This window comes from Polynucleobacter sp. MWH-Jannik1A5 (assembly GCF_018881795.1).
Lineage (GTDB): Bacteria > Pseudomonadota > Gammaproteobacteria > Burkholderiales > Burkholderiaceae > Polynucleobacter.
This window is the reverse complement of sequence record NZ_JACVPQ010000002.1, coordinates 1-19,178: the sequence shown is the minus strand read 5'-3', so window position 1 is coordinate 19,178 and position 19,178 is coordinate 1. Positions and strand designations below refer to the sequence as shown.

The 19,178-nt window shown below is 46.6% G+C and carries 20 protein-coding genes and 1 tRNA gene; 5 read left to right on the top strand and 16 right to left on the bottom strand.

Annotated elements, in window-relative coordinates:
• Positions 1-8 precede the first annotated feature (8 nt).
• From ICN23_RS09465 to ICN23_RS09450, 4 genes are read right to left on the bottom strand one after another with little or no spacing between them, the layout of a single operon-like run.
• On the bottom strand, positions 9-656 hold the full coding sequence (locus ICN23_RS09465) for a phosphatidylserine decarboxylase (protein WP_216214978.1): 648 nt from the start codon (positions 654-656) through the stop codon (positions 9-11).
• Positions 657-711: 55 nt separating this feature from the next.
• Complete coding sequence (gene ilvC, locus ICN23_RS09460; protein WP_068323077.1) at positions 712-1,728, bottom strand: ketol-acid reductoisomerase; 1,017 nt, start codon at positions 1,726-1,728, stop codon at positions 712-714.
• 51 nt (positions 1,729-1,779) lie between these two features.
• Positions 1,780-2,271, bottom strand: a complete 492-nt coding sequence (gene ilvN / locus ICN23_RS09455; RefSeq protein WP_011902903.1) for an acetolactate synthase small subunit — start codon at positions 2,269-2,271, stop codon at positions 1,780-1,782.
• On the bottom strand, positions 2,271-4,058 hold the full coding sequence (locus ICN23_RS09450; protein ID WP_216232009.1) for an acetolactate synthase 3 catalytic subunit: 1,788 nt from the start codon (positions 4,056-4,058) through the stop codon (positions 2,271-2,273). Before ICN23_RS09450 ends, ilvN begins: the two co-directional genes overlap by 1 nt.
• 193 nt (positions 4,059-4,251) lie before the next feature.
• On the opposite strand from ICN23_RS09450, the gene ICN23_RS09445 reads away from it, so the two are divergent.
• Genes ICN23_RS09445 through ICN23_RS09430 form a run of 4 tightly spaced genes read left to right on the top strand, consistent with a single transcriptional unit; the run spans position 4,252 to position 6,476 of the window.
• The gene (locus tag ICN23_RS09445) at positions 4,252-4,821 is read left to right on the top strand and encodes an RNA polymerase sigma factor (protein ID WP_216232008.1); all 570 of its coding nucleotides are present in this window, start codon (positions 4,252-4,254) and stop codon (positions 4,819-4,821) included.
• Positions 4,818-5,276, top strand: a complete 459-nt coding sequence (locus ICN23_RS09440) for a DUF3619 family protein (RefSeq protein WP_216232007.1) — start codon at positions 4,818-4,820, stop codon at positions 5,274-5,276. The genes ICN23_RS09445 and ICN23_RS09440 overlap by 4 nt, the downstream gene beginning before the upstream one ends.
• A 14-nt stretch (positions 5,277-5,290) precedes the next feature.
• Positions 5,291-5,932 (top strand): DUF3106 domain-containing protein, encoded by a 642-nt coding sequence (locus ICN23_RS09435; protein WP_216232006.1) that lies wholly within the window; start codon positions 5,291-5,293, stop codon positions 5,930-5,932.
• A gap of 7 nt (positions 5,933-5,939) precedes the next feature.
• Positions 5,940-6,476 (top strand): RDD family protein, encoded by a 537-nt coding sequence (locus tag ICN23_RS09430; protein ID WP_216232005.1) that lies wholly within the window; start codon positions 5,940-5,942, stop codon positions 6,474-6,476.
• A gap of 10 nt (positions 6,477-6,486) precedes the next feature.
• On the opposite strand, the gene ICN23_RS09425 is transcribed toward ICN23_RS09430, so the two are convergent.
• The 8 genes from ICN23_RS09425 to ICN23_RS09390 all read right to left on the bottom strand — a co-directional run bounded on the left by ICN23_RS09425 (position 6,487) and on the right by ICN23_RS09390 (position 14,449).
• Complete coding sequence (locus tag ICN23_RS09425) at positions 6,487-8,973, bottom strand: ABC transporter permease (RefSeq protein ID WP_216232004.1); 2,487 nt, start codon at positions 8,971-8,973, stop codon at positions 6,487-6,489.
• Positions 8,970-9,755: an SDR family oxidoreductase gene (locus ICN23_RS09420; protein WP_216232003.1), complete on the bottom strand. Its 786-nt coding sequence runs from the start codon at positions 9,753-9,755 to the stop codon at positions 8,970-8,972. Before ICN23_RS09420 ends, ICN23_RS09425 begins: the two co-directional genes overlap by 4 nt.
• A 30-nt stretch (positions 9,756-9,785) precedes the next feature.
• On the bottom strand, positions 9,786-10,772 hold the full coding sequence (locus ICN23_RS09415) for a tripartite tricarboxylate transporter substrate binding protein BugE (RefSeq protein WP_216232002.1): 987 nt from the start codon (positions 10,770-10,772) through the stop codon (positions 9,786-9,788).
• Between the two features lie 4 nt (positions 10,773-10,776).
• Positions 10,777-11,403 (bottom strand): membrane integrity-associated transporter subunit PqiC, encoded by a 627-nt coding sequence (locus tag ICN23_RS09410; protein ID WP_216232001.1) that lies wholly within the window; start codon positions 11,401-11,403, stop codon positions 10,777-10,779.
• Positions 11,400-12,329, bottom strand: a complete 930-nt coding sequence (locus ICN23_RS09405) for an MlaD family protein (protein WP_216232000.1) — start codon at positions 12,327-12,329, stop codon at positions 11,400-11,402. The genes ICN23_RS09410 and ICN23_RS09405 overlap by 4 nt, the downstream gene beginning before the upstream one ends.
• Complete coding sequence (locus ICN23_RS09400; RefSeq protein WP_216231999.1) at positions 12,326-13,111, bottom strand: ABC transporter ATP-binding protein; 786 nt, start codon at positions 13,109-13,111, stop codon at positions 12,326-12,328. The genes ICN23_RS09405 and ICN23_RS09400 overlap by 4 nt, the downstream gene beginning before the upstream one ends.
• A complete protein-coding gene (locus tag ICN23_RS09395) occupies positions 13,111-14,283 on the bottom strand; it encodes an ABC transporter permease (protein ID WP_216231998.1) in 1,173 nt (390 codons plus the stop codon). The genes ICN23_RS09400 and ICN23_RS09395 overlap by 1 nt, the downstream gene beginning before the upstream one ends.
• An 89-nt stretch (positions 14,284-14,372) precedes the next feature.
• Positions 14,373-14,449: transfer RNA gene (locus ICN23_RS09390), tRNA-Arg, on the bottom strand.
• Positions 14,450-14,467: 18 nt separating this feature from the next.
• On the opposite strand from ICN23_RS09390, the gene greB reads away from it, so the two are divergent.
• Entirely contained in the window at positions 14,468-14,974 is a 507-nt protein-coding gene (gene greB / locus ICN23_RS09385) for a transcription elongation factor GreB (RefSeq protein WP_216231997.1), read from the top strand.
• On the opposite strand, the gene ICN23_RS09380 is transcribed toward greB, so the two are convergent.
• The 4 genes from ICN23_RS09380 to ICN23_RS09365 all read right to left on the bottom strand — a co-directional run.
• Positions 14,971-17,358, bottom strand: a complete 2,388-nt coding sequence (locus tag ICN23_RS09380) for a RelA/SpoT family protein (protein ID WP_216231996.1) — start codon at positions 17,356-17,358, stop codon at positions 14,971-14,973. The two genes, greB and ICN23_RS09380, sit on opposite strands and share 4 nt — an antisense overlap.
• 15 nt (positions 17,359-17,373) lie before the next feature.
• Positions 17,374-17,577 carry a DNA-directed RNA polymerase subunit omega gene (gene rpoZ, locus ICN23_RS09375; RefSeq protein ID WP_011902918.1) on the bottom strand — a complete coding sequence of 68 codons (204 nt, stop codon included), beginning with the start codon at positions 17,575-17,577 and terminating at the stop codon, positions 17,374-17,376.
• Positions 17,578-17,621: 44 nt separating this feature from the next.
• Positions 17,622-18,260, bottom strand: coding sequence for a guanylate kinase (gene gmk, locus ICN23_RS09370; RefSeq protein ID WP_216231995.1), 639 nt, complete (start codon positions 18,258-18,260; stop codon positions 17,622-17,624).
• 11 nt (positions 18,261-18,271) lie between these two features.
• Positions 18,272-19,178 (bottom strand): YicC/YloC family endoribonuclease (locus ICN23_RS09365; protein ID WP_216231994.1); only part of this gene is annotated, 907 nt, incomplete at its 5' end.

The following is a 19,178-nucleotide window of genomic DNA, read 5'->3' as shown; positions in this document are numbered from 1 at the left end:
ATTTCGAATCAATCTAAACCAGGCAAACGCGCCAAAGCGGTATTTGTTGCAAATACTTTATCACCAACACTCACTAAAGGTTCGGCTGTTAGGGGTAAATACACATCAACACGCGAACCAAAGCGAATAAAGCCATAGCGCTCACCGGCTTTAAGGCGGTCACCAACATGGATATAGCAAAGAATACGGCGGGCAATTAAGCCGGCAACCTGAACCAAAGTCACGATTTGACCATTGGCATCGATTACTACGGCATTACGCTCATTCTCTGTAGACGCCTTATCTAAATCAGCATTGACGAACTTGCCAGGGAAATATTGCACTTCCTTCACCAAGCCATTCACCGCGCTGCGATTAGAGTGGACATTGAATACGTTCATGAATACGCTAATTTTGAGCGCTTCACGACCAGCATAAGGATCATTGGTTTTTTCAACCACCACAATGCGACCATCAGCCGGGGACAAAACAAGATCGCGGCCCATAGCAGGAATACGTTGTGGGTCGCGGAAGAACTGCAGAACAAAGATAAAGATAATCCACAGAGGCCATGACCACGCTATGCCACCGAGATAGTGAACAAGTAAAGTCACTGCCCCCACTAACGCTAAATACGGCCAACCTTCTTTCGCAATAATGGGGTGCGGATACATCATCTTTGTTCTGAGCCTTTTTATTTACTGCTATTGGTTAATTGCTTTGCTTTTTAGCTTAGTTCTTAGTTTGGTCAACCAATTTGTTCTTCGCAATCCAAGGCATCATAGCGCGCAATTTAGCGCCAACCACTTCGATGTCATGCTCTGCATTCAAACGACGACGTGAAATCAAAGTAGGCGCACCTGCTTTGTTTTCCAAAATGAAGCTCTTTGCGTACTCACCAGTTTGAATATCTTTCAAGCACTGACGCATTGCATTCTTAGTGTCTTCTGTAACAACGCGTGGGCCAGTGACATACTCACCGTACTCAGCATTATTAGAGATTGAATAGTTCATGTTGGCGATACCACCTTCGTAGATCAAGTCAACGATCAACTTGAGCTCATGCAAGCACTCGAAGTAAGCCATCTCAGGAGCGTAACCAGCCTCAACCAAAGTTTCAAAACCAGCCTTGATCAACTCAACCGCGCCACCACAAAGAACAGCCTGCTCACCGAACAAGTCAGTCTCAGTTTCTTCGCGGAAGTTGGTTTCGATGATGCCAGCACGGCCACCGCCGTTAGCAGTTGCATATGACAAAGCAACATCGCGCGCTGAACCAGATTTATCTTGGTAAACGGCGATCAAATGAGGAACGCCGCCACCTTGTGCGTATGTGCCACGAACAGTGTGACCAGGCGCTTTTGGAGCGATCATGATGACATCCAAATCAGCGCGTGGCTGAACTTGACCGTAGTGAACGTTAAAGCCGTGAGCAAAAGCAAGAGCTGCGCCCTGTTTGATATTGCCGTGAACTTCTTTGTTGTAAACATCAGCGATTTGCTCATCAGGCAACAACATCATGACTACGTCTGCGTCTTTAACAGCTTCGCCAACTTCTTTTACTGTCAAGCCAGCATTTGCGGCTTTGCTCCAGGAAGCGCCATCTTTACGCAAACCAACGGTAACGTTAACGCCAGAATCTTTGAGGTTCAATGCGTGCGCGTGACCTTGTGAACCATAACCAATGATGGTGACTTTCTTGCCCTTAATAAGGGACAAATCAGCGTCTTTATCGTAAAAAACTTTCATGCTCTTTCCTTGTATTGAAAATGTAATTAATGCAGTAATTAGTTAAAAAAATTAAACCTTGAGGATGCGTTCTCCACGACCAATTCCGGAACCGCCAGAGCGGACAGTTTCCAAAATCGATGCGCGATCGATCGAATCAATAAAGGCATCCAACTTGGCACCATCACCCGTTAACTCAATGGTGTAACTCTTGTCTGTCACATCAATAATGCGACCACGGAAGATATCGGTAGTGCGTTTGAGCTCTTCACGCTCTTTACCTACAGCGCGCACCTTGATCATCATGAGCTCGCGCTCAATATGAGGACCTTCACTCAAATCAAATACCTTAACAACCTCAACCAAGCGGTTTAAGTGTTTAGTGATTTGCTCAATGACATCGTCGGAACCAAAGGTAACGATAGTCATACGGGACAAAGATGGATCTTCAGTTGGCGCCACACTTAAAGTATCAATGTTGTACCCGCGCGCAGAAAAAAGACCTACTACGCGTGACAATGCGCCCGGCTCGTTTTCAATCAGTACAGAAATAATATGGCGCATTAGAGATCCTCACTACCCAAAAGCATTTCAGTAATACCCTTGCCTGCTTGAACCATAGGCCAAACGTTTTCTTCTGGGTCAGTCTGGAAATCCATAAATACAGTGCGATCTTTTAAGCGAATGGCTTCTTTGAGCGCGCCCTCTACATCGGATTTCTTTTCGATGCGCATACCAACGTGCCCATAAGCCTCAGCCAACTTCACAAAGTCAGGTAATGAATCCATATAAGAGCTGGAATAACGCTTGTTATAAGTCAGTTCTTGCCATTGACGAACCATACCGAGATAACGGTTGTTCAGTGACACGATCTTGACCGGGGTGTTGTATTGCTTACAGGTTGATAGCTCCTGGATACACATCTGAATAGAGCCTTCGCCAGTAATAGCAAATACATCCTTATCAGGGAAAGCTTTCTTGATGCCCATAGCGTATGGCAAGCCCACGCCCATAGTTCCCAATCCACCAGAGTTAATCCAACGGCGTGGTTTATCAAACTTATAGAACTGAGCAGCCCACATTTGATGCTGACCTACGTCAGATGTAATGAATGCATCACCACCGGTGAGCCCCCATAATTTCTGAACAACGTATTGCGGCTTCACAATCTGGGAAGCTTCATCGTATTTCAAGCAATCTTTTTTACGCCACTCATTGATCTGATCCCACCAGGCGGCAACTTTGTCACCATTCTTGCGTGGACCTGCTGCCTTAATTTGCGCAGTCATCTCAACCAATACTTCTTTGAGATTGCCAACAATAGGAACATCCACCTTAACGCGCTTAGAAATCACGGAAGGATCGATATCAATATGAATGATTTTGCGTGGATGGCTAGCAAAGTGTGATGTATTTCCAATCACGCGGTCATCAAAGCGAGCACCAATGGCAATCAATACATCGCTGTGTTGCATTGCCATGTTTGCTTCATATGTTCCATGCATACCGAGCATGCCCACAAACTGTGGACTGGTGCCAGGGAATCCACCCAAGCCCATCAAGGTATTAGTCACTGGATAGCCCAAAAGATCAGCGAACTCTTTTAACTCAGCAGCAGCATCGGACAGGATCACGCCACCACCGGTGTAGATGTATGGACGCTCCGCCTCTTGCAACAAAGCAACTGCTTTGCGAATCTGGCCGCTATGGCCCTTGATAACTGGGTTGTAAGAGCGCATCTCCAGTGTTTCTGGATAAACGAACGGGCCTTTAGCCGCTGAGACATCCTTAGGGATATCAATCAACACTGGGCCTGGACGGCCGGTCTGCGCAATATGGAAAGCCTTCTTCAAGACCAAAGGAAGATCCTTCACGTCTTTCACTAAGAAGTTGTGCTTAACAACTGGACGAGTAATACCTACAGTGTCTGCTTCTTGGAAAGCATCTTCACCAATTGCATATGTAGGCACGTTACCGCTGATGATCACCATAGGGATTGAATCGGTATACGCAGTAGCAATACCAGTCACCGCATTGGTTACACCGGGACCTGAAGTGACCAGCGCTACACCAACCTTACCGGTTGCGCGCGCATAGCCATCGGCCGCATGAACCGCTGCTTGCTCATGGCGAACAAGAATGTGCTCAAACTTGTCTTGCTTAAAAATTTCGTCATAAATGAAGAGAACGGAACCGCCTGGGTAACCCCATACGTATTCAACACCCTCTTTGTGCAATGCATGAACGAGCATCTCTGCGCCAATCATTTCTGGAGGCGCTGCATCATTGTTTGTATTTGTTGAGTCTTTGTTAGCTTTGCTAGCTAAAAATTCGGCGCTGCTTGTATTCATTTTCTTTCGTCCTTTGCAATTTTCGGCAAAAAATTGATTGGTCTGTTCTGTCTCCTGCTTATGGCCTGAGTTCGAACGGCGCTGCTACCGGAAAAAACCACTTCTTGAATGAGATTCTAGGTAGTAAGCCCTATATTCTATAGCAATCCCCTAAAATGGCTGAATTCTTACAGATTCAGGTCTAATCCATTGCATGGCATCAGCCCAAGAACTATCTGACTTTCTGAGCAGTGTTGAGCAGCGCGCCTTTAAGCAGGCGGTCTACGCTGTGCGTGACGACGATGCTGCGTTAGATATCGTTCAAGATGCCATGATCAAGTTGGCCGAAAAATATGGGGATAGACCTGCTGCAGAGCTACCCCTGGTTTTCACCAGAATTTTGCAAAATCGCATTCATGATTGGTTTAGAAGGCAAAAGGTAAGAAATACCTGGGTCACCCTTTTTTCCAATATGGGCAAAAAAGCCGATGAAAGCGATGATTTTGACCCCCTGGAGTCCCTATCCGCTCCCGATGACAGTGAAATTCACCAAGATGGGGCTCAAAAGCTTGAAAAAAGTCAGCTTTTACAGGCTCTGGAGTCAGAAATATCTAAATTGCCTGTACGTCAACGAGAAGCCTTCCTGATGCGTTATTGGGATGAGCTAAGTATTACTGAGACGGCACTGGCAATGCGTTGTAGTGAAGGTAGCGTCAAAACCCACTGTTCTAGGGCCACCCAGACATTAGCTAAAGCATTGAAATTAAAAGGAATTACGCTGTGAAACACTTTGATGACCAATTTACCCAGACTGAAGTCGACCAATTTGGCCAGGCTAGCGCTGCCCTGCTTCGTCAAAGCACTCAGAACATTCCCCAAAGCATTAAGGATCGCCTGTATTCAGCGCGAATGAAGGCTCTATCAGTCAAAAAACCAGAAAAAGTGCGTCTTCAGAAACAGGTGTTGGCTGGCGCCTCTCGGAACTGGACGTCTGGATCCAATGGGGTTTGGGATACCGTAGGTTGGATGGCCCCCCTCGTAGTTTTAGTGTTTGGTCTGATTGGTATTGCCCAGTGGCAGGATGACTCCCGCATTAATGACATCGCCGAAGTTGATGCCGCTTTGTTATCCGATGACGTTCCACCAGATGCCTATGCTGACAGCGGCTTTATGGCGTTTCTTAAAAATGGTCCTTTAACTGAGTCAGATAACTCATCAGACTCCATCCAAAGCAAATAATCCCGACTCATTTGATGTCATCAACAATGAGAACGAATACGGTTGGCAACCTTGCGCTGATAGTCGCCTTGCTGGTCGCTCCAGCGAGTCATGTACTTGCGCAAGCTCAACCGAATAGCCCACCCGGCAAAGTTGCAGCCCTCGCTGAAAAAAAGCCTGACGGCACATGGGAAGGCCTCAAGCCAGCCCAGCAAAAAATTCTGGCGCCACTAGAAAGCGATTGGGATTACATGTTGCCCGATAGCCGCAAGAAATGGATTCAGGTTGCCAATATTTATCCCAAGATGAGCGTACAAGACCAAGAGCGTCTTCAGTCTCGCATGACTGGCTGGTCAAACCTCTCCCAAAAAGAGCGTCGTCTTGCGCGTGAAAACTATCTCGCTAGCCTTAAATTCCCTGCTGAGAAAAAAGCAGAGGCTTGGACTGCCTATCAAAAACTAACTGATGATCAGAAAAAGAAACTCGCAGAATCAGAAGCCAAGAAAAAACCGACGGCTGCCAATGCACCCACACTGCAACAACATCCCATTTCTCCAAAAGCATCGCTTCCGCCTGCCGCCTTAACTCCAAGCACACCTGCATCTCCAGAAAACACAGGGTCTGCAGTAGAAGGCAGCACATCGGGTAGTTCTTCTAGCAACTCATCAAATAACTAAGCAGTCTATGACGCCTGCTGAACTCAACGTATTACCTGCCCCTCAATTTTGGCGTCGTGTCTCATGCTGCCTCTATGAACAGCTCGTTTTACTGGGTGTCATTGCTTTTACTTTTTTATTGCCCAACCTTGGGTTAGGTATTCTTTTTGGCATTTCATTGCCTAGCTGGCTGACTTTTCTTTACCTCTATGCAGTCTTAGGCATTTATTTTGTTTGGTACTGGACCAAGTCGGGTCAAACGCTAGCCATGCAAACTTGGCGAGTTCGTATCATTGGTCGCGGTGGTTACACCCTCACCAAACGACAAGCCTTCTGGCGTTACATCTATGGCTCTCTATGGTTAATTCCTTGCGTGATATTGCAATGGGCATTTCATTTAGAGAAGTGGCAAATTATCGAGATGCTCTTTGCGGTAGCCCTATTTATTTGGCCATTGAGTATTTATTTAGACCGTCAAAATAAATTACATCGACAAAGCCTGCCAGATCGATTGGCTGGTACCCGCTTAGTTGAGCTTCCTAAGAACCTAGTAACCTTGACCTAAGAACTTGGCCTTAGGCTTCACGTAAACATTCAATAGCGGTTGCCTTCTGAATCCTCTTCTGAAAGCGATATCCAGAAGCCAGGCAGGCGATGATGCCAAAGCCAATCCCCATCAATAGGGCCTCGCCAAATGCATTGAATTGGATCTCCATCACATAACGGCCCAAGGCCCAAGCAGCCATTCCAGCGGCAAGACCAGCCAACACACCTGATAAAAGACCAATCATAAGCAACTCAATATTGGCAATATTGGATAAGGTATTTCGAGAAGCTCCTAAAGCTTTTAATAAGGCAGCATTTTTATAGCGCTCATCTTGGGTGGCTGCAATGGCAGACATTAAAACCAAAATTGCAGCAATGACAGTGAATGCCAATAGCAATCCTAAGACGGAAGAGAGTTTATTCAGCACTTCCTGAATTTGCTGCAAGGAAGCTGATACGTCCACAATCGTCAGGTTGGGATAAGCTTGGCTCAACTGAAAATCCAGAGACTCTTGTTTGGGTGCTTGATAGTAGGAAGTAATCCATGACTGGGGTAATGCCTGTAACTGAGCGGCAGGCATGATGACAAAGAAGTTCACCCGCATGGAGCCCCAATCCAATTTGCGCAATGAGGTAATCGGGGCAGTTATTTTTTCTCCTGCCACCTCAAACGTGAGCTGGTCGCCCAATTTCAATTTCAAGGTCTTGGCTATGCCTGTTTCCATTGAAATCTGTGGTGCATCACCCTCTATCCATTTACCAGTCAACAGTTGATTGCCTGGTGGCATTTGATCTGTGTAAGACAAATTGAACTCGCGATCTACAAGACGCCTTGCATTTTCTTCTGTGTAACTGTTTGGCGTAACGTCTTTCCCATTGATCTCCGTTAAGCGACCTCTCACCATTGGATAAAACTGGGGAGCTAATACACCTGCGTCTTGCAAAGATTGTGTAAGGCCTTTCTTTTGATCTTCTTGCACATTAATCATGAAACGATTCGGCGCGTCGGCAGGTATATTACCCTGCCACGCACTCAAGAAATCTGCGCGCAATAAAAGAACCAATAGAAGCGCCATCAAAGCTATTCCAAGAGCGGTAATTTGGACGACTGCTAATCCCGTTCTACGACCCTGGGAGAGAATGACAAAGCTTAGAGCAAAGCGTTTAGTAGGTATTGAGCAAATCAGCCTTAAAAAGCCCCAAGAGACAAAACTGAAGATCACAATGGCAGCAGCAAAGCTCAGGCTAGTCCATAAGGCCAATTTCCAATCGCGCGCTGCAATCACAATTAACACAACTGCTGTTGCTAATCCAAAAGCCGCCGTCCAAAATGTAGAGACATCAACACCATTAAATTCTTTTCGAATCAAACGAATTGGCGAAACCTTGACCAGGCGAAATATAGCGGGACCTGCAAAGCCAAACAGTAAACACCAGGCAACCAGAATGCTCCAAAGGACAGGCCATAGCGATACCTGCGGCAATTCTGATATGACCAAGTTACCCAAGAGCAACGTTAAGACGTATTGACCGAAATAGCCCAGCAGCGAACCCAAAATAGCCGCAATCAGACCCAGAGTTAAAAGTGTTTGGCCCTGACGCATCAGGATGGCATTGGATTTGGCTCCTAAGCATTTGAGAACCGCACATGCATCCGCTTGTTTACGCGTGTAGCGATGCGCAGATAAGGCAATAGCAACGGCAGCTACCATCGCTGTCAGCAAGGCGATCAAGGATAGAAAACGATCGGCACGTTCCAGTGTTTTGCGCATCATGGGCTGAGCATTCTCTAGGGTTTCAATACGCACACCCTTTAGCGCTTCTTTCTCAATATATTGAGTTGCCCATGCTCCATATGCAGTAATTTGCTCGTCTGATCCAGCAAGCAATAATCGATAAGTCACCCGACTACCAAGACCAATCAAACCGGTTGAACTTAAATCCGCCAGTGACATCATCACTCGAGGAGCAAAATTCATAAAGCCCGCACCTCGATCAAGCTCACGCTCTAAGACTCCGCCAATGACAAAGGCTTTGTCGCCAAGCCGGATGGAGTCACCTTCTTTTGCAGCCAAGCTAGCTAACATGGCAGGATCAACCCAAACAACACCTTGTTGGGGCCCAGAGCTGAGTGTGTTGCTGGTGGCTACCGACTGAACACGCAATGATCCGCGTAAGGGGTATTGAGGACTAACCGCTTTTAGGGATGCAAGTTTACTATTTGCACCGACAGTAGCCATGCTGGGAAACACCACTGTTTGCGCAATCTTTAAATTCTTGCTTTGGGCTTCCTCTATAAACAAGCTAGGTAAAGGCTGATCAGAAACTATCAGCAAGTCTGATGCCAAGAGTTGACGAGCATCGAATGCAAACGCTCTTTGCATGCGATCCGCCAGAAAACTCACACTAGAAAGTGCTGTAACGGATAGTGTTAATGCTACAAACAACCAAGCTAATTCAGCTGAGCGCAAATCACGCTTCAGATCACTGAAGAAGCGAAGTATCAATTGACTCAAACCGCCTGAATTTGACCGCCATCAACACGCATGACAGTGCCTGTAATAAAGGATGCGTTTTGACTAGCTAAAAATGCCGCGGTATCGCCGTATTCCTTAGGGTCTCCATAACGTCCCATCGGAATCTGACCCAAGCTGAGCTTCACCACATCCTCGTAGCTTCTGTTCTCCCGTTTTGCTCGAGCTTCATCGAGCTGACGCAGGCGATCCGTCGCCACCCTGCCCGGCATGATGATATTGACAGTAATACCATCGGCAGCTACTTCAGCTGCTAAGGTCTTAGACCAAGCTAGGAGAGCGGCACGCAATGTATTGGAGATCGCTAAATTTTTGATAGGTGCAATCGCGCCTGAAGTAGTGCTGGTAATAATACGACCCCATTTACGTTGGCGCATACCAGGCAATACTCGATCTGTAATGGCGATTAACGAAAGCACCATATCGTTAAAGCTCTTTTGCCATAGCGCTGGATCTTGACCGGCCGCTGGTGTTGGTGGCGGACCACCAGTGTTATTAATGAGGATGTCAATTGGCCCTAATTCTTTTTCTACTTTGGTGATCAAGGAATCAATGACTGATAAATCCGACAAATCCCAGTTAAGCGCCAATGCTTTACCGCCAGCAGCCTCAATTAACTTAACAGACTCCTGTAAGCCTTCAGCGTTGCGTCCAGTGACAGCCACTTTCACGCCCTCACGTGCCAGCGATACCGCCATGGCTTGACCTAAGCCACGACTTGATGCCATCACTAAGGCTACCTTCCCCTGAATTCCTAAATCCATGTTGTCTCCAAAAACTTATTTCTATATTTTTTAGTCAATCTGTAATTTTTGCTTTGCAACCACTTCTTTATAAACGGTGTACTCCGCTTTAATTTCTTTTGCAAAGGCATCGGGACCATTCACATTAATAATGGATCCGGTATCTTCAATGCGCTTCTTCACTGCTGGATCTACAACCACTTTTTGGAGTGCTGCCGTATATTTATCCACGATCTCTTTTGGAATACCGGCCGGCCCCAAAAGTCCATAGTAGGCCATGCGATTCACTGGTGCTAAACCCACTTCAGCAAAGGTGGGGACATTGGGCAACTGAGCTAAACGCTTGGGTGCGGCTATAACAATCGGCACTAGCTTGCCATCTTTGATAAATGGCAAAGAGGAAGGCAGGTTATCAAAAATCATCGACACTTGGCCACCAACAGTGTCGGCCAATGCAGGACCAGCACCACGATAAGGAATATGCACAATAAATACACCCGTCAAACTTTTAAATAATTCAGTTTGCAAATGCCCAATGCCACCGGTACCAGAACTAGAGTATGAATATTTACCTGGGTTCGCCTTTAAGACCTCCATAAACGTTTTAAAGTCTTTGGCTGGAAATGACGGATTCACCGCGATGATGTTGGGTGTCGCAGCAATATTACTAATAGCCGTGAAATCAGTAATGGGATCGTAGCCAATCTTGGGATTGATCGCTGGATTAGCGGCCGTAGTCGATACCGTTGCCATACCAATGGTGTAGCCATCTTTAGGTGCTCGCATCACCTCTAATGCACCAATAGAACCACCACCGCCTGCCTTGTTCTCAACAATGACCGGCTGTCCTAATTGACGCCCTAAAGCATCTCCTACAGCACGCGCAATGATATCGGTGCTTCCACCTGGCGCAAACGGCACTACTAAGCGAATTGGTTTAACTGGGAAATTTTGCACTTGCGCTATAGAAACTGAACTCGCAGCTAAAAGAACAGTTGCACTGAAAAGTTTAGTGAGGACAAAAGATGAGATTTTCATAAACTTACTGACCCAAAGGTTTTGGTAAATTGGCCGCATACTTGGAAAGCTGAACTTCATACTCACGGAAGATTTCAGCTAAGGCTTGCTGCTGACCCAAAACAAGTGCCTCAGGGGTATTGTCTTTAAGTGCTACGCGTTTTGTATATCGATTTGCACCAATCAAGGGATTGGTTTTTCCTGCGGTAGCTGCAGATAGGAAAAACTCCACACTAACTACTGCCTCAGGCTTAATGCGGTAATCCCCATAAAACTCATTCACTGTTAGCTGCAAGGTATAGAAAGGGAAAAAGGTATTGCCCTGACCAACCGTCGCAGAAAAGATATTGGCTTGGTTAAACCATTTGCGCTCCGCATTAGAGATCATCTCCGAAGGGATCACGGTGTAGATGTTATAAAAGTCCTTCTCATACCGTTGATCGCCGAGACGGTAGACCAAAGACTTTGCATCAAATGGCGGCGCTACCGTGACTGGCCCAATCTTGAGCCAGAGATCTGAACGGGTTGGTAGCGCTGCTCCGGTTCGCTCAGGGGCCACCATCCAACTCGTTGACGCAACTGGCGCCCTAGTAGGCAAAGAGCATGAGACTAATCCCAGAATTGCTGCAATAAAGAGAATTCGTTTCATCATTTTTGTGCTCCTGAAGCGCCTGTGCCATTCAGCGGTGGTGTAATTTTTGCGGGAGGCTCACCCCAAATTAAGCTTGACGGCGATTGGCTAGCAATTCGACTAAATTCGTTGAGATTTTCGCTAACCTGCTTCAGGTTCTCAATTGTGACACTCGTATCGCCTTGAATGCTAGAGACTGTTTGACGCAAGGTCACCATCGTACCCACAAGCTCACGCATCAGAATGCCCAGCTCATCTTTGTCAGTTACCTTAGCAATCCGAGCCATGATGAGGTTTAGCTGCTTAACGGACTCAATCATGCCATTATTGCTTTTGCCATCACCAGCCATTAACACATTCAGATTACCCAACAAGGAATCTAACTTCTTCTGGGTGCCATCGATATCCATATGATTGAGGGCGCCAATCAGCTTTTGAATACCGGAAATGATTTCATCAGCCTGATTAGGCAAAGATGGAATGACTGGGTATTCAGGCTTCCAACTATACGGAAGCTCTTCTGTCCGATTGGCTTCGCCAACAAAATCAAACTCTACATAGTTCACACCAGTGATACCCATCGACTTAACGCGCGCACGTAAATTATTTTTGACGAAAATATTCAGGTGGTCCATATCCACTTGCTCACCATAAATTTGCATGCGAACGATCACATACTGACGACGCTCTTCAAAGGGAACATCTTTTTCATAAATATCCCCTGTTAAACCAATCATGGTGACCTGACCTACCTTTACACCCCTAAAGCGCACTGCAGCACCAGCATCCAAGCCAGTAACGGACTGCTTAATATAGGTTTCAATATAGAAAGATTTTTTAAAAAACTGTCCGGATCCAAAGATCAGTATCACTGCCAATAGCACCCCTATTCCGGCAAGAACAAAAATGCCTAAGCGGAAATAATTCGGATTTGAGTTATTGCTCATGCTGCGTCCTTACTCATAATGCGATTGAAAAATTGATGCACTCTAGGATCCTTACTGGTATCTCTTAATACTTTTGGATCGCCCTCAGCAATGATGCCTTTTGCGTCCTTATCCAACATGATGACTTTGTCAGCAATGGCATAAATACTTGCCAACTCGTGAGATACGATTACAAAGGTAATGCCGAGGTTTTTTGATAGATCCTGGATGGTGCTGTCAAGATCTGCTGAGGTGATTGGATCAAGGCCTGCAGAAGGTTCATCCAAAAACAATATTTTAGGATCCAGTGCCATTGCTCTTGCAATCGCAGCACGCTTTTGCATGCCACCACTGATTTCGCTCGGCATATAAGTCTCGTAAGGCAAGAGGCCAACCAAGTCGAGCTTACAGCGCGCTAGAAGATTCATTTGAGCCTGCGTCAGCTGGGTGTATTCCTGCATAAACAGTGTGACGTTATCCAGCAGATTCATTGATCCAAATAGAGCGCCCTGCTGATACATCACCCCAAAGCTGGTCATGATCTTTTGACGTTCAGCTCCAGTAGCCGTGGTGATGTTTTGCCCTTCAATCAGGACATCGCCTCCCAATGGCTGATATAAACCAAACAGGTTTTTAAGAAGGCTCGATTTACCGCAACCCGAGCCCCCTAGAATGACAAAAATTTCACCATTATTGACGGTGAAGTTAAGGTTCTGCATCAAAACCTTGGAGCCGTACCCGACTGTCAAGTTCTGTACGTCGATGGCGTAAGGAGAATTATTAGGAGTAGTCGGCGCGTCCATCAGAAACCTGTTTTATAGGAAATGAAGGCAAAAATACCGTCAACAATGACAATCATGACGATACTACTGACCACTGCACGGGTAGCAGAGATGCCCACCGCTGCTGCGCCATTACCGGTTTGCATGCCTCGCAAACAACCCATTGCCGAGATAACCACGCCAAAGAGAGTTGCCTTTAATAATCCAGAAAGAATATCTTCAACATCTACAGCAGACAACATTCCATTGTAAAAATTGATAAATGGAATGCCATAGATCAACATCGTCAACATCGAAGAAAAAATACTGACGATGTCGGCAAATAAAGTCAAAATCGGCGCAACTAGTATGCCCGCAAGAACACGCGGCACAACCAAGAAACGCATGGGGCTTAAGCCGCCTGAAACTAAAGCATCTACTTCGCTGTTCACCGTCATCGTGCCAATCTCAGCTGCAAAGGCTGCTGATGAACGACCAGCCAACAAAATAGCGGTAATTAAGGGGCCCATTTCGCGAACAATGCCTAGCGCTGCCAGCGGGCCTACAAAAGATACTGCGCCAAACTGTTTCATACCAATTGCAGCCTGGAAAGATAAGATCACACCAATCAAGAAAGCTACTAATCCAACGATTGGCAATGCCGCTATACCTGCCTCAACAGCAGCATTGATAAAGTCACCCCATCGCACGTGCTTTGGGTTTCTGACAGACCACACTAAATCCGAAAACAGATGACCCATGAATTCAATTAAACCTACGGTGTCATCAATGATGTTTTGAACTGCCATCCCCAGGCTCACCACAAAACTTCTTTTGGGTTTTTCCAATGGTGTCGGAAATAAATTATTGATGGGATCAAACTCTTTTAATAGAGGTTGATAACGTGAGTTCAATCCTGTTAATTCATATTTGCCGCCAGCAACAGTCTGCGCTTCTTCTATTGCAATCAAAAATGCGATGCCAGCACCATCCAAAGAAGCAACGCCTGAAGAATCGACGCTGAGTGATTTCGCCTTGCTATCGCCTTGCTTTAACCAAGCATCTTGAGAATCGCGAATTTGAGTCCAGATTCCGCCCAAGGAGTAAGCGTTAATAACTCCGGAAAGTGACACCTTCGCAGAAGTAGCGCCTATTTGCGACCAAACAGCAACTGGGGCCTCAGAAACGGCAGAAATGGTGTCAGAATTGCTCATAACCCAACTATAAGGGATACAGGTTTAAGTGATGTAAAAGGCTTAAAAATGAAAAGGGCCCAGTTTTGCAACTAGGCCCTCATATAAGTTGGTGCGGCTGGCAGGAATTGAACCCACGACCCCTTGGTTCGTAGCCAAGTACTCTATCCAGCTGAGCTACAGCCGCAACAGCCATAATTATGCCATGGAAGAGAAGAACTACATCACCCCTGCTGGTCATGAGCGCATCAAAACCGAGCTCCTACAGCTCTTAAACCTTGATAGACCGGAGGTTGTCAAGGTGGTGCACTGGGCCGCCAGCAATGGCGACCGATCGGAAAATGGCGACTATATCTACGGAAAAAAGCGTCTCAGAGAGATCGACAGGCGTATTCGCTTTCTCAATAAACGCCTCGAATTTGCGGTAGTTGTCGATAATTCCGCCCGAAAATCCGGGGAAAATGACGCCGACCAGGTCTTCTTTGGGGCAACTGTCACCTACTCCGCGCTAGCGGGTGCTCAATCCGGCAAAGAGACTGTTATCACGATTGTGGGGGTGGATGAAGTCGACTTAGATAAAGGGCATGTCAGCTGGGTATCACCGATTGCAAAAGCACTCATTAAGGCGCGCATTGGTGATTGTGTTTTCATTCAGACGCCAACCGGTCCTGCTGAAATTGAAATCTTAGACGTTCAATATTTGCAAAACTAAACAGCGCGCGTTCTCGTCACCCTCATCACATCTGGATTAGCGCGCAAACTACGCATCACTTTAGAGAGATGCAAGCGATCATAGACTTGGATCGTAAAGCGAATGGTTACAGAATCCTCTTTAAAGCGGTCTTCCATCGAAACATTCATGATGTTGGAATCGGCTGCAGTCACACTACTGGCAACTCTAGCCAAAACACCTTTACCTTGGCGTGTATCAATGGCCAAATCAAGCTCAAACTCGCGATTGAGTTCTTTGCCCCACTCCACCTCTACCCACTTATCGCTATCTTTGGAGAGCATGCGTAAGGCTATAGGACAGTCATTGGTATGAACCTGTAATCCCTCACCCTTACCGAGATAACCAATGATGTTATCGCCTGGAATTGGATGGCAACAGGTTTGAAAATGAATTGAATTACCTTCACGGCCATCCACCAAAATAGCTTGACGTTGATGGTGATTGATTTCTTGATTTGGCGCAACCCAATCAGTGGCACCCAAGCGCATCTGCTCTGATCCGCCTTCATCATCAATCAAAATTTTGAGGCGTATGGCCAACTCTTGGGGTGATCGTCTTCCCAAGGCAATATTGACGCAAGCCTCTTCTCTGGTTTTGTCGCCCGTCCAATGGGTAAGCTTTTCCCAAATCTCGGGGCTCAGCAATGCAGCATCTACACCTTGCTGGCGCAATGCATTTGCTAATAGGCGTTCACCCAGTTGTAGAGATTCGGAATAATGCTTGGTCTTTAAAGAATGGCGTATAGAAGCGCGGGCTTTGCCAGTTCGCACAAAAGCGAGCCAACCGGGATTAGGCTGTGAGCTTGCGGAAGTAATGACCTCAACAATGTCACTATTTTTAAGCTCGCTACGCAAGGGCAATTGCAGACCATTGATCTTGACGGCTACACAAGTATTACCAAGATCGCTATGGATGGAGTATGCAAAATCAAGTGCGGTAGCGCCCCTTGGTAAAGCCCTAATCTGTCCAGTAGGTGTGAATACATACACGGCATCTGGGAACAAATCGATTTTGACGTGTTCTAAAAATTCTTGTGAATCGCCACTACTATCTTGAATATCAATCAAAGACTGCAGCCATTGATGAGCTCGGTTTTGTACTTCGCTCATATCGGGCGAACCATCTTTATAGGCCCAATGCGCTGCCACCCCTGCCTCAGCAACGGCATGCATATCAGTTGTGCGAATCTGAAACTCAACCGGCACGCCCGATGGGCCTAATAAGGTAGTGTGTAAGGATTGATAGCCGTTCAACTTAGGGATGGCAATGTAATCTTTAAACTTGCCAGGCATTGGCTTATATAAAGAATGCAAAATACCTAGCGCGCGATAGCATTCGTCGATCGAATGAACGGTAACGCGAAATGCATACACATCCAATACCTGCGAAAAGCTTAAATGCTTAGAGCGCATCTTGTTATAGATGCTAAAGAGCGTCTTTTCACGACCGCGAAGATCGACTTCTAAATTGGCTTTAGCGAATGCCATACGAGAAGCTTGCAAAATCTTCTCAACCATTTCCTTGCGATTACCACGCGCCCGCTTGACCGCCCCTTCAATCACCCTAAAACGCATTGGCATCGAGTAACGGAAGCTTAGATCCTGGAGATCGCGGTAAATGACGTTCAGGCCGAGACGGTGAGCAATGGGTGCATAGATTTCAATGGTTTCCGCTGCTACACGACGACGCTTCTCCATCGGCACTGCATCGAGAGTGCGCATATTGTGCGTACGATCAGCCAGCTTGACTAAGATAACGCGAACATCGCGTGCCATCGCCATGAACATCTTGCGAAAGCTCTCCGCTTGCGCCTCAGCATGACTCTGAAACTCTAATTTATCGAGTTTAGTTAGACCTTCAACCAGCTCGGCCACTTTGTTGCCAAACTTTTCAACTAAATCTGCTTTTGTGCAACCGGTATCTTCAATCACATCGTGCATTAATGCCGCCATGATGGAAGGTGCATCTAAGCGCCAGGTAGCGCAAAGCTCAGCAACAGCAACTGGATGGGTGATGTACGGTTCACCGCTATGGCGGTATTGACCTAAATGCGCTGCATCCGAAAACTGAAAAGCTTTTTTGATTTGCGCAATTTCTTCTGGTTTGAGATAGGTCAACTTTGATAGCAACCCCTCTATCGAAACTACCTGATGCTTGAGGGGTAGATTGGGTGCTGAGGTAGGCCCAAACAAATGACGACTCGATTGCGCTAACAAACTCGCAATGATAGATTTTTTACCGCTTTGAGATGTGTTGGATTCGATATCCAACAATTGCGCTTGAGCTGAGTCAAGCGAAGCATCTTTAGGCAAGATGCTTCCTACTTTTTCCGATGTTTTGACTTGTCCAAGAGGGAGCTCCACACCGGAACTCCTAAATTACAGAGGTACTTTGGTCAACATGTCACGGTCGGTTACACCAGCAGCTACTTCGCGCAATGCAACTACAGTAGCTTTATCTCTGGACTCAACACGTGGGGAGTGACCTTGCACCAATTGGCGCGCACGATAAGTGGCAGCCAAAACCAATTCAAATCGGTTTGGAATCGTTTTAAGGCAATCTTCTACAGTAATACGGGCCATGCTGAACTCACTTAATTTAGCTTCAATACCTATAGGATAACTGATTAGACCCCAAGGCGCTTCAAAAGCGCTGGATTTCTGGCCATACTGGGCCCAGAACGCAGGCGGCTAGAAGCCAAAATATGCTTCAAATCCACTAAAGCCTGATCAAAGGAATCGTTCACAACGATGTAATCCGCCTCATGGGCATGCGTGAGCTCGATATGAGCAGCTGCCAAGCGCCGCTCAATGGTGGCCTCATCATCTTGACCCCGTTTACGTAAGCGCTCCTCTAAAGCCTCAATAGATGGCGGGAATATGAAGATCCACTGCACTGAAGGAATTAATTTACGAATCTGTTGGGCGCCCTGCCAATCGATCTCTAACATGACATCGCTGCCTGCTTGCATTTGCGACTCAATCCACGGCTTGGATGTGCCGTAGAAATGACCATGTACTTCTGCCCACTCCAAAAAATGGCCTTGATCACGTTCTTGCAAAAAATCTTCTTTGGTCAAAAAACGATAGTCTTTGCCGTCTACCTCTCCCGGTCTTGGGGCACGAGTGGTAGTCGATAAAGAAAGTTTTAATCCCTGGTCATCTTTTAACAAAGCATTCACTAAAGATGATTTACCGGCACCCGATGGTGCCACGATCATCAACATGCTGCCTTGATAGGATGGAGTCAAAATAGCGTTAGTCATGAATGAATTAATTACTCAAGATTTTGAACTTGTTCACGCATTTGCTCAATAAACAGTTTGAGCTCTAGCGCTGCTTGGGTGCACTCTTCCGATACAGATTTGGAACTTAAGGTATTGGCTTCACGATTGAGTTCTTGCATCAGAAAATCCAAACGCTTGCCTACTGGGCCCTTGCCTGTGAGCGCTGTATCTACAGCCTGGAGGTGGGTTTTTAAACGAGCGAACTCTTCAGCGACATCAATACGTACTGCGTACAAGACAACCTCTTGACGAATACGTTCCATAAGTTCAGCCCCTGCCTTAGCCTGCTCTTGCGCAGCCAAGGCTTCCGCCAATCGCTCAGTCAACTTCTCTTGGTACTGTGCTACATATTCAGGAACTTTAGGTTCAATCACCTTAACAATCTCACGCATCTTGCTGGTAATACTGGTGAGAACGCCAACCAAGGCTTTACCTTCAGCGCTGCGACTTTCCATGAGAGCTGCAAGAGCTGCACGCCCTGCTTCAACTGCGGCAGTAATCCAACTATCTTCTTCGCCCCGCGGCTCAGAAACAACACCGGGCCAACGCAATACTTCAGCAATACTCAGTTCTTGCGCTTTAGGAAAGGCGTCTTGGGCTTTTTCTTGTAGGGTATACAAAGCGTCTAAACGGTCTTTATTAATAGCGCCTAGTGCATGTGGATTGGATTTAGCCGAGCTAGCTGCCCCAGCATTGACTCGCCAAGCAGCCCGGAACTCTACCTTGCCACGCGAGAGGCTTTGAGTGGCCATTTCCCGCAAGGCAGGCTCAGCCCCTCGACATTCGTCCGGAAGACGAAATCCCAAATCCAGAAAGCGGCTATTTACAGCCCGACATTCCACCTGCAGATCAGCAACTACACCCGCTCCTAAGGAGACTTGGCGAGAAGCGCTGCCA

Excerpts from the sequence above, each read along its gene's own strand:
- greB (WP_216231997.1), top strand. The coding sequence starts at position 14,468 with ATGGAAGAGAAGAACTACATCACCCCTGCTGGTCATGAGCGCATCAAA.
- ICN23_RS09420 (WP_216232003.1), bottom strand. The coding sequence starts at position 9,755 with ATGGATTTAGGAATTCAGGGGAAGGTAGCCTTAGTGATGGCATCAAGT.
- ICN23_RS09465 (WP_216214978.1), bottom strand. The coding sequence starts at position 656 with ATGATGTATCCGCACCCCATTATTGCGAAAGAAGGTTGGCCGTATTTA.
- ICN23_RS09450 (WP_216232009.1), bottom strand. The coding sequence starts at position 4,058 with ATGAATACAAGCAGCGCCGAATTTTTAGCTAGCAAAGCTAACAAAGAC.
- ICN23_RS09410 (WP_216232001.1), bottom strand. The coding sequence starts at position 11,403 with ATGATGAAACGAATTCTCTTTATTGCAGCAATTCTGGGATTAGTCTCA.
- ICN23_RS09445 (WP_216232008.1), top strand. The coding sequence starts at position 4,252 with ATGGCATCAGCCCAAGAACTATCTGACTTTCTGAGCAGTGTTGAGCAG.
- ICN23_RS09395 (WP_216231998.1), bottom strand. The coding sequence starts at position 14,283 with ATGAGCAATTCTGACACCATTTCTGCCGTTTCTGAGGCCCCAGTTGCT.
- ICN23_RS09435 (WP_216232006.1), top strand. The coding sequence starts at position 5,291 with ATGTCATCAACAATGAGAACGAATACGGTTGGCAACCTTGCGCTGATA.
- ilvC (WP_068323077.1), bottom strand. The coding sequence starts at position 1,728 with ATGAAAGTTTTTTACGATAAAGACGCTGATTTGTCCCTTATTAAGGGC.
- ICN23_RS09400 (WP_216231999.1), bottom strand. The coding sequence starts at position 13,111 with ATGGACGCGCCGACTACTCCTAATAATTCTCCTTACGCCATCGACGTA.
- ICN23_RS09415 (WP_216232002.1), bottom strand. The coding sequence starts at position 10,772 with ATGAAAATCTCATCTTTTGTCCTCACTAAACTTTTCAGTGCAACTGTT.
- rpoZ (WP_011902918.1), bottom strand. The coding sequence starts at position 17,577 with ATGGCCCGTATTACTGTAGAAGATTGCCTTAAAACGATTCCAAACCGA.
- gmk (WP_216231995.1), bottom strand. The coding sequence starts at position 18,260 with ATGACTAACGCTATTTTGACTCCATCCTATCAAGGCAGCATGTTGATG.
- ilvN (WP_011902903.1), bottom strand. The coding sequence starts at position 2,271 with ATGCGCCATATTATTTCTGTACTGATTGAAAACGAGCCGGGCGCATTG.
- ICN23_RS09405 (WP_216232000.1), bottom strand. The coding sequence starts at position 12,329 with ATGAGCAATAACTCAAATCCGAATTATTTCCGCTTAGGCATTTTTGTT.
- ICN23_RS09430 (WP_216232005.1), top strand. The coding sequence starts at position 5,940 with ATGACGCCTGCTGAACTCAACGTATTACCTGCCCCTCAATTTTGGCGT.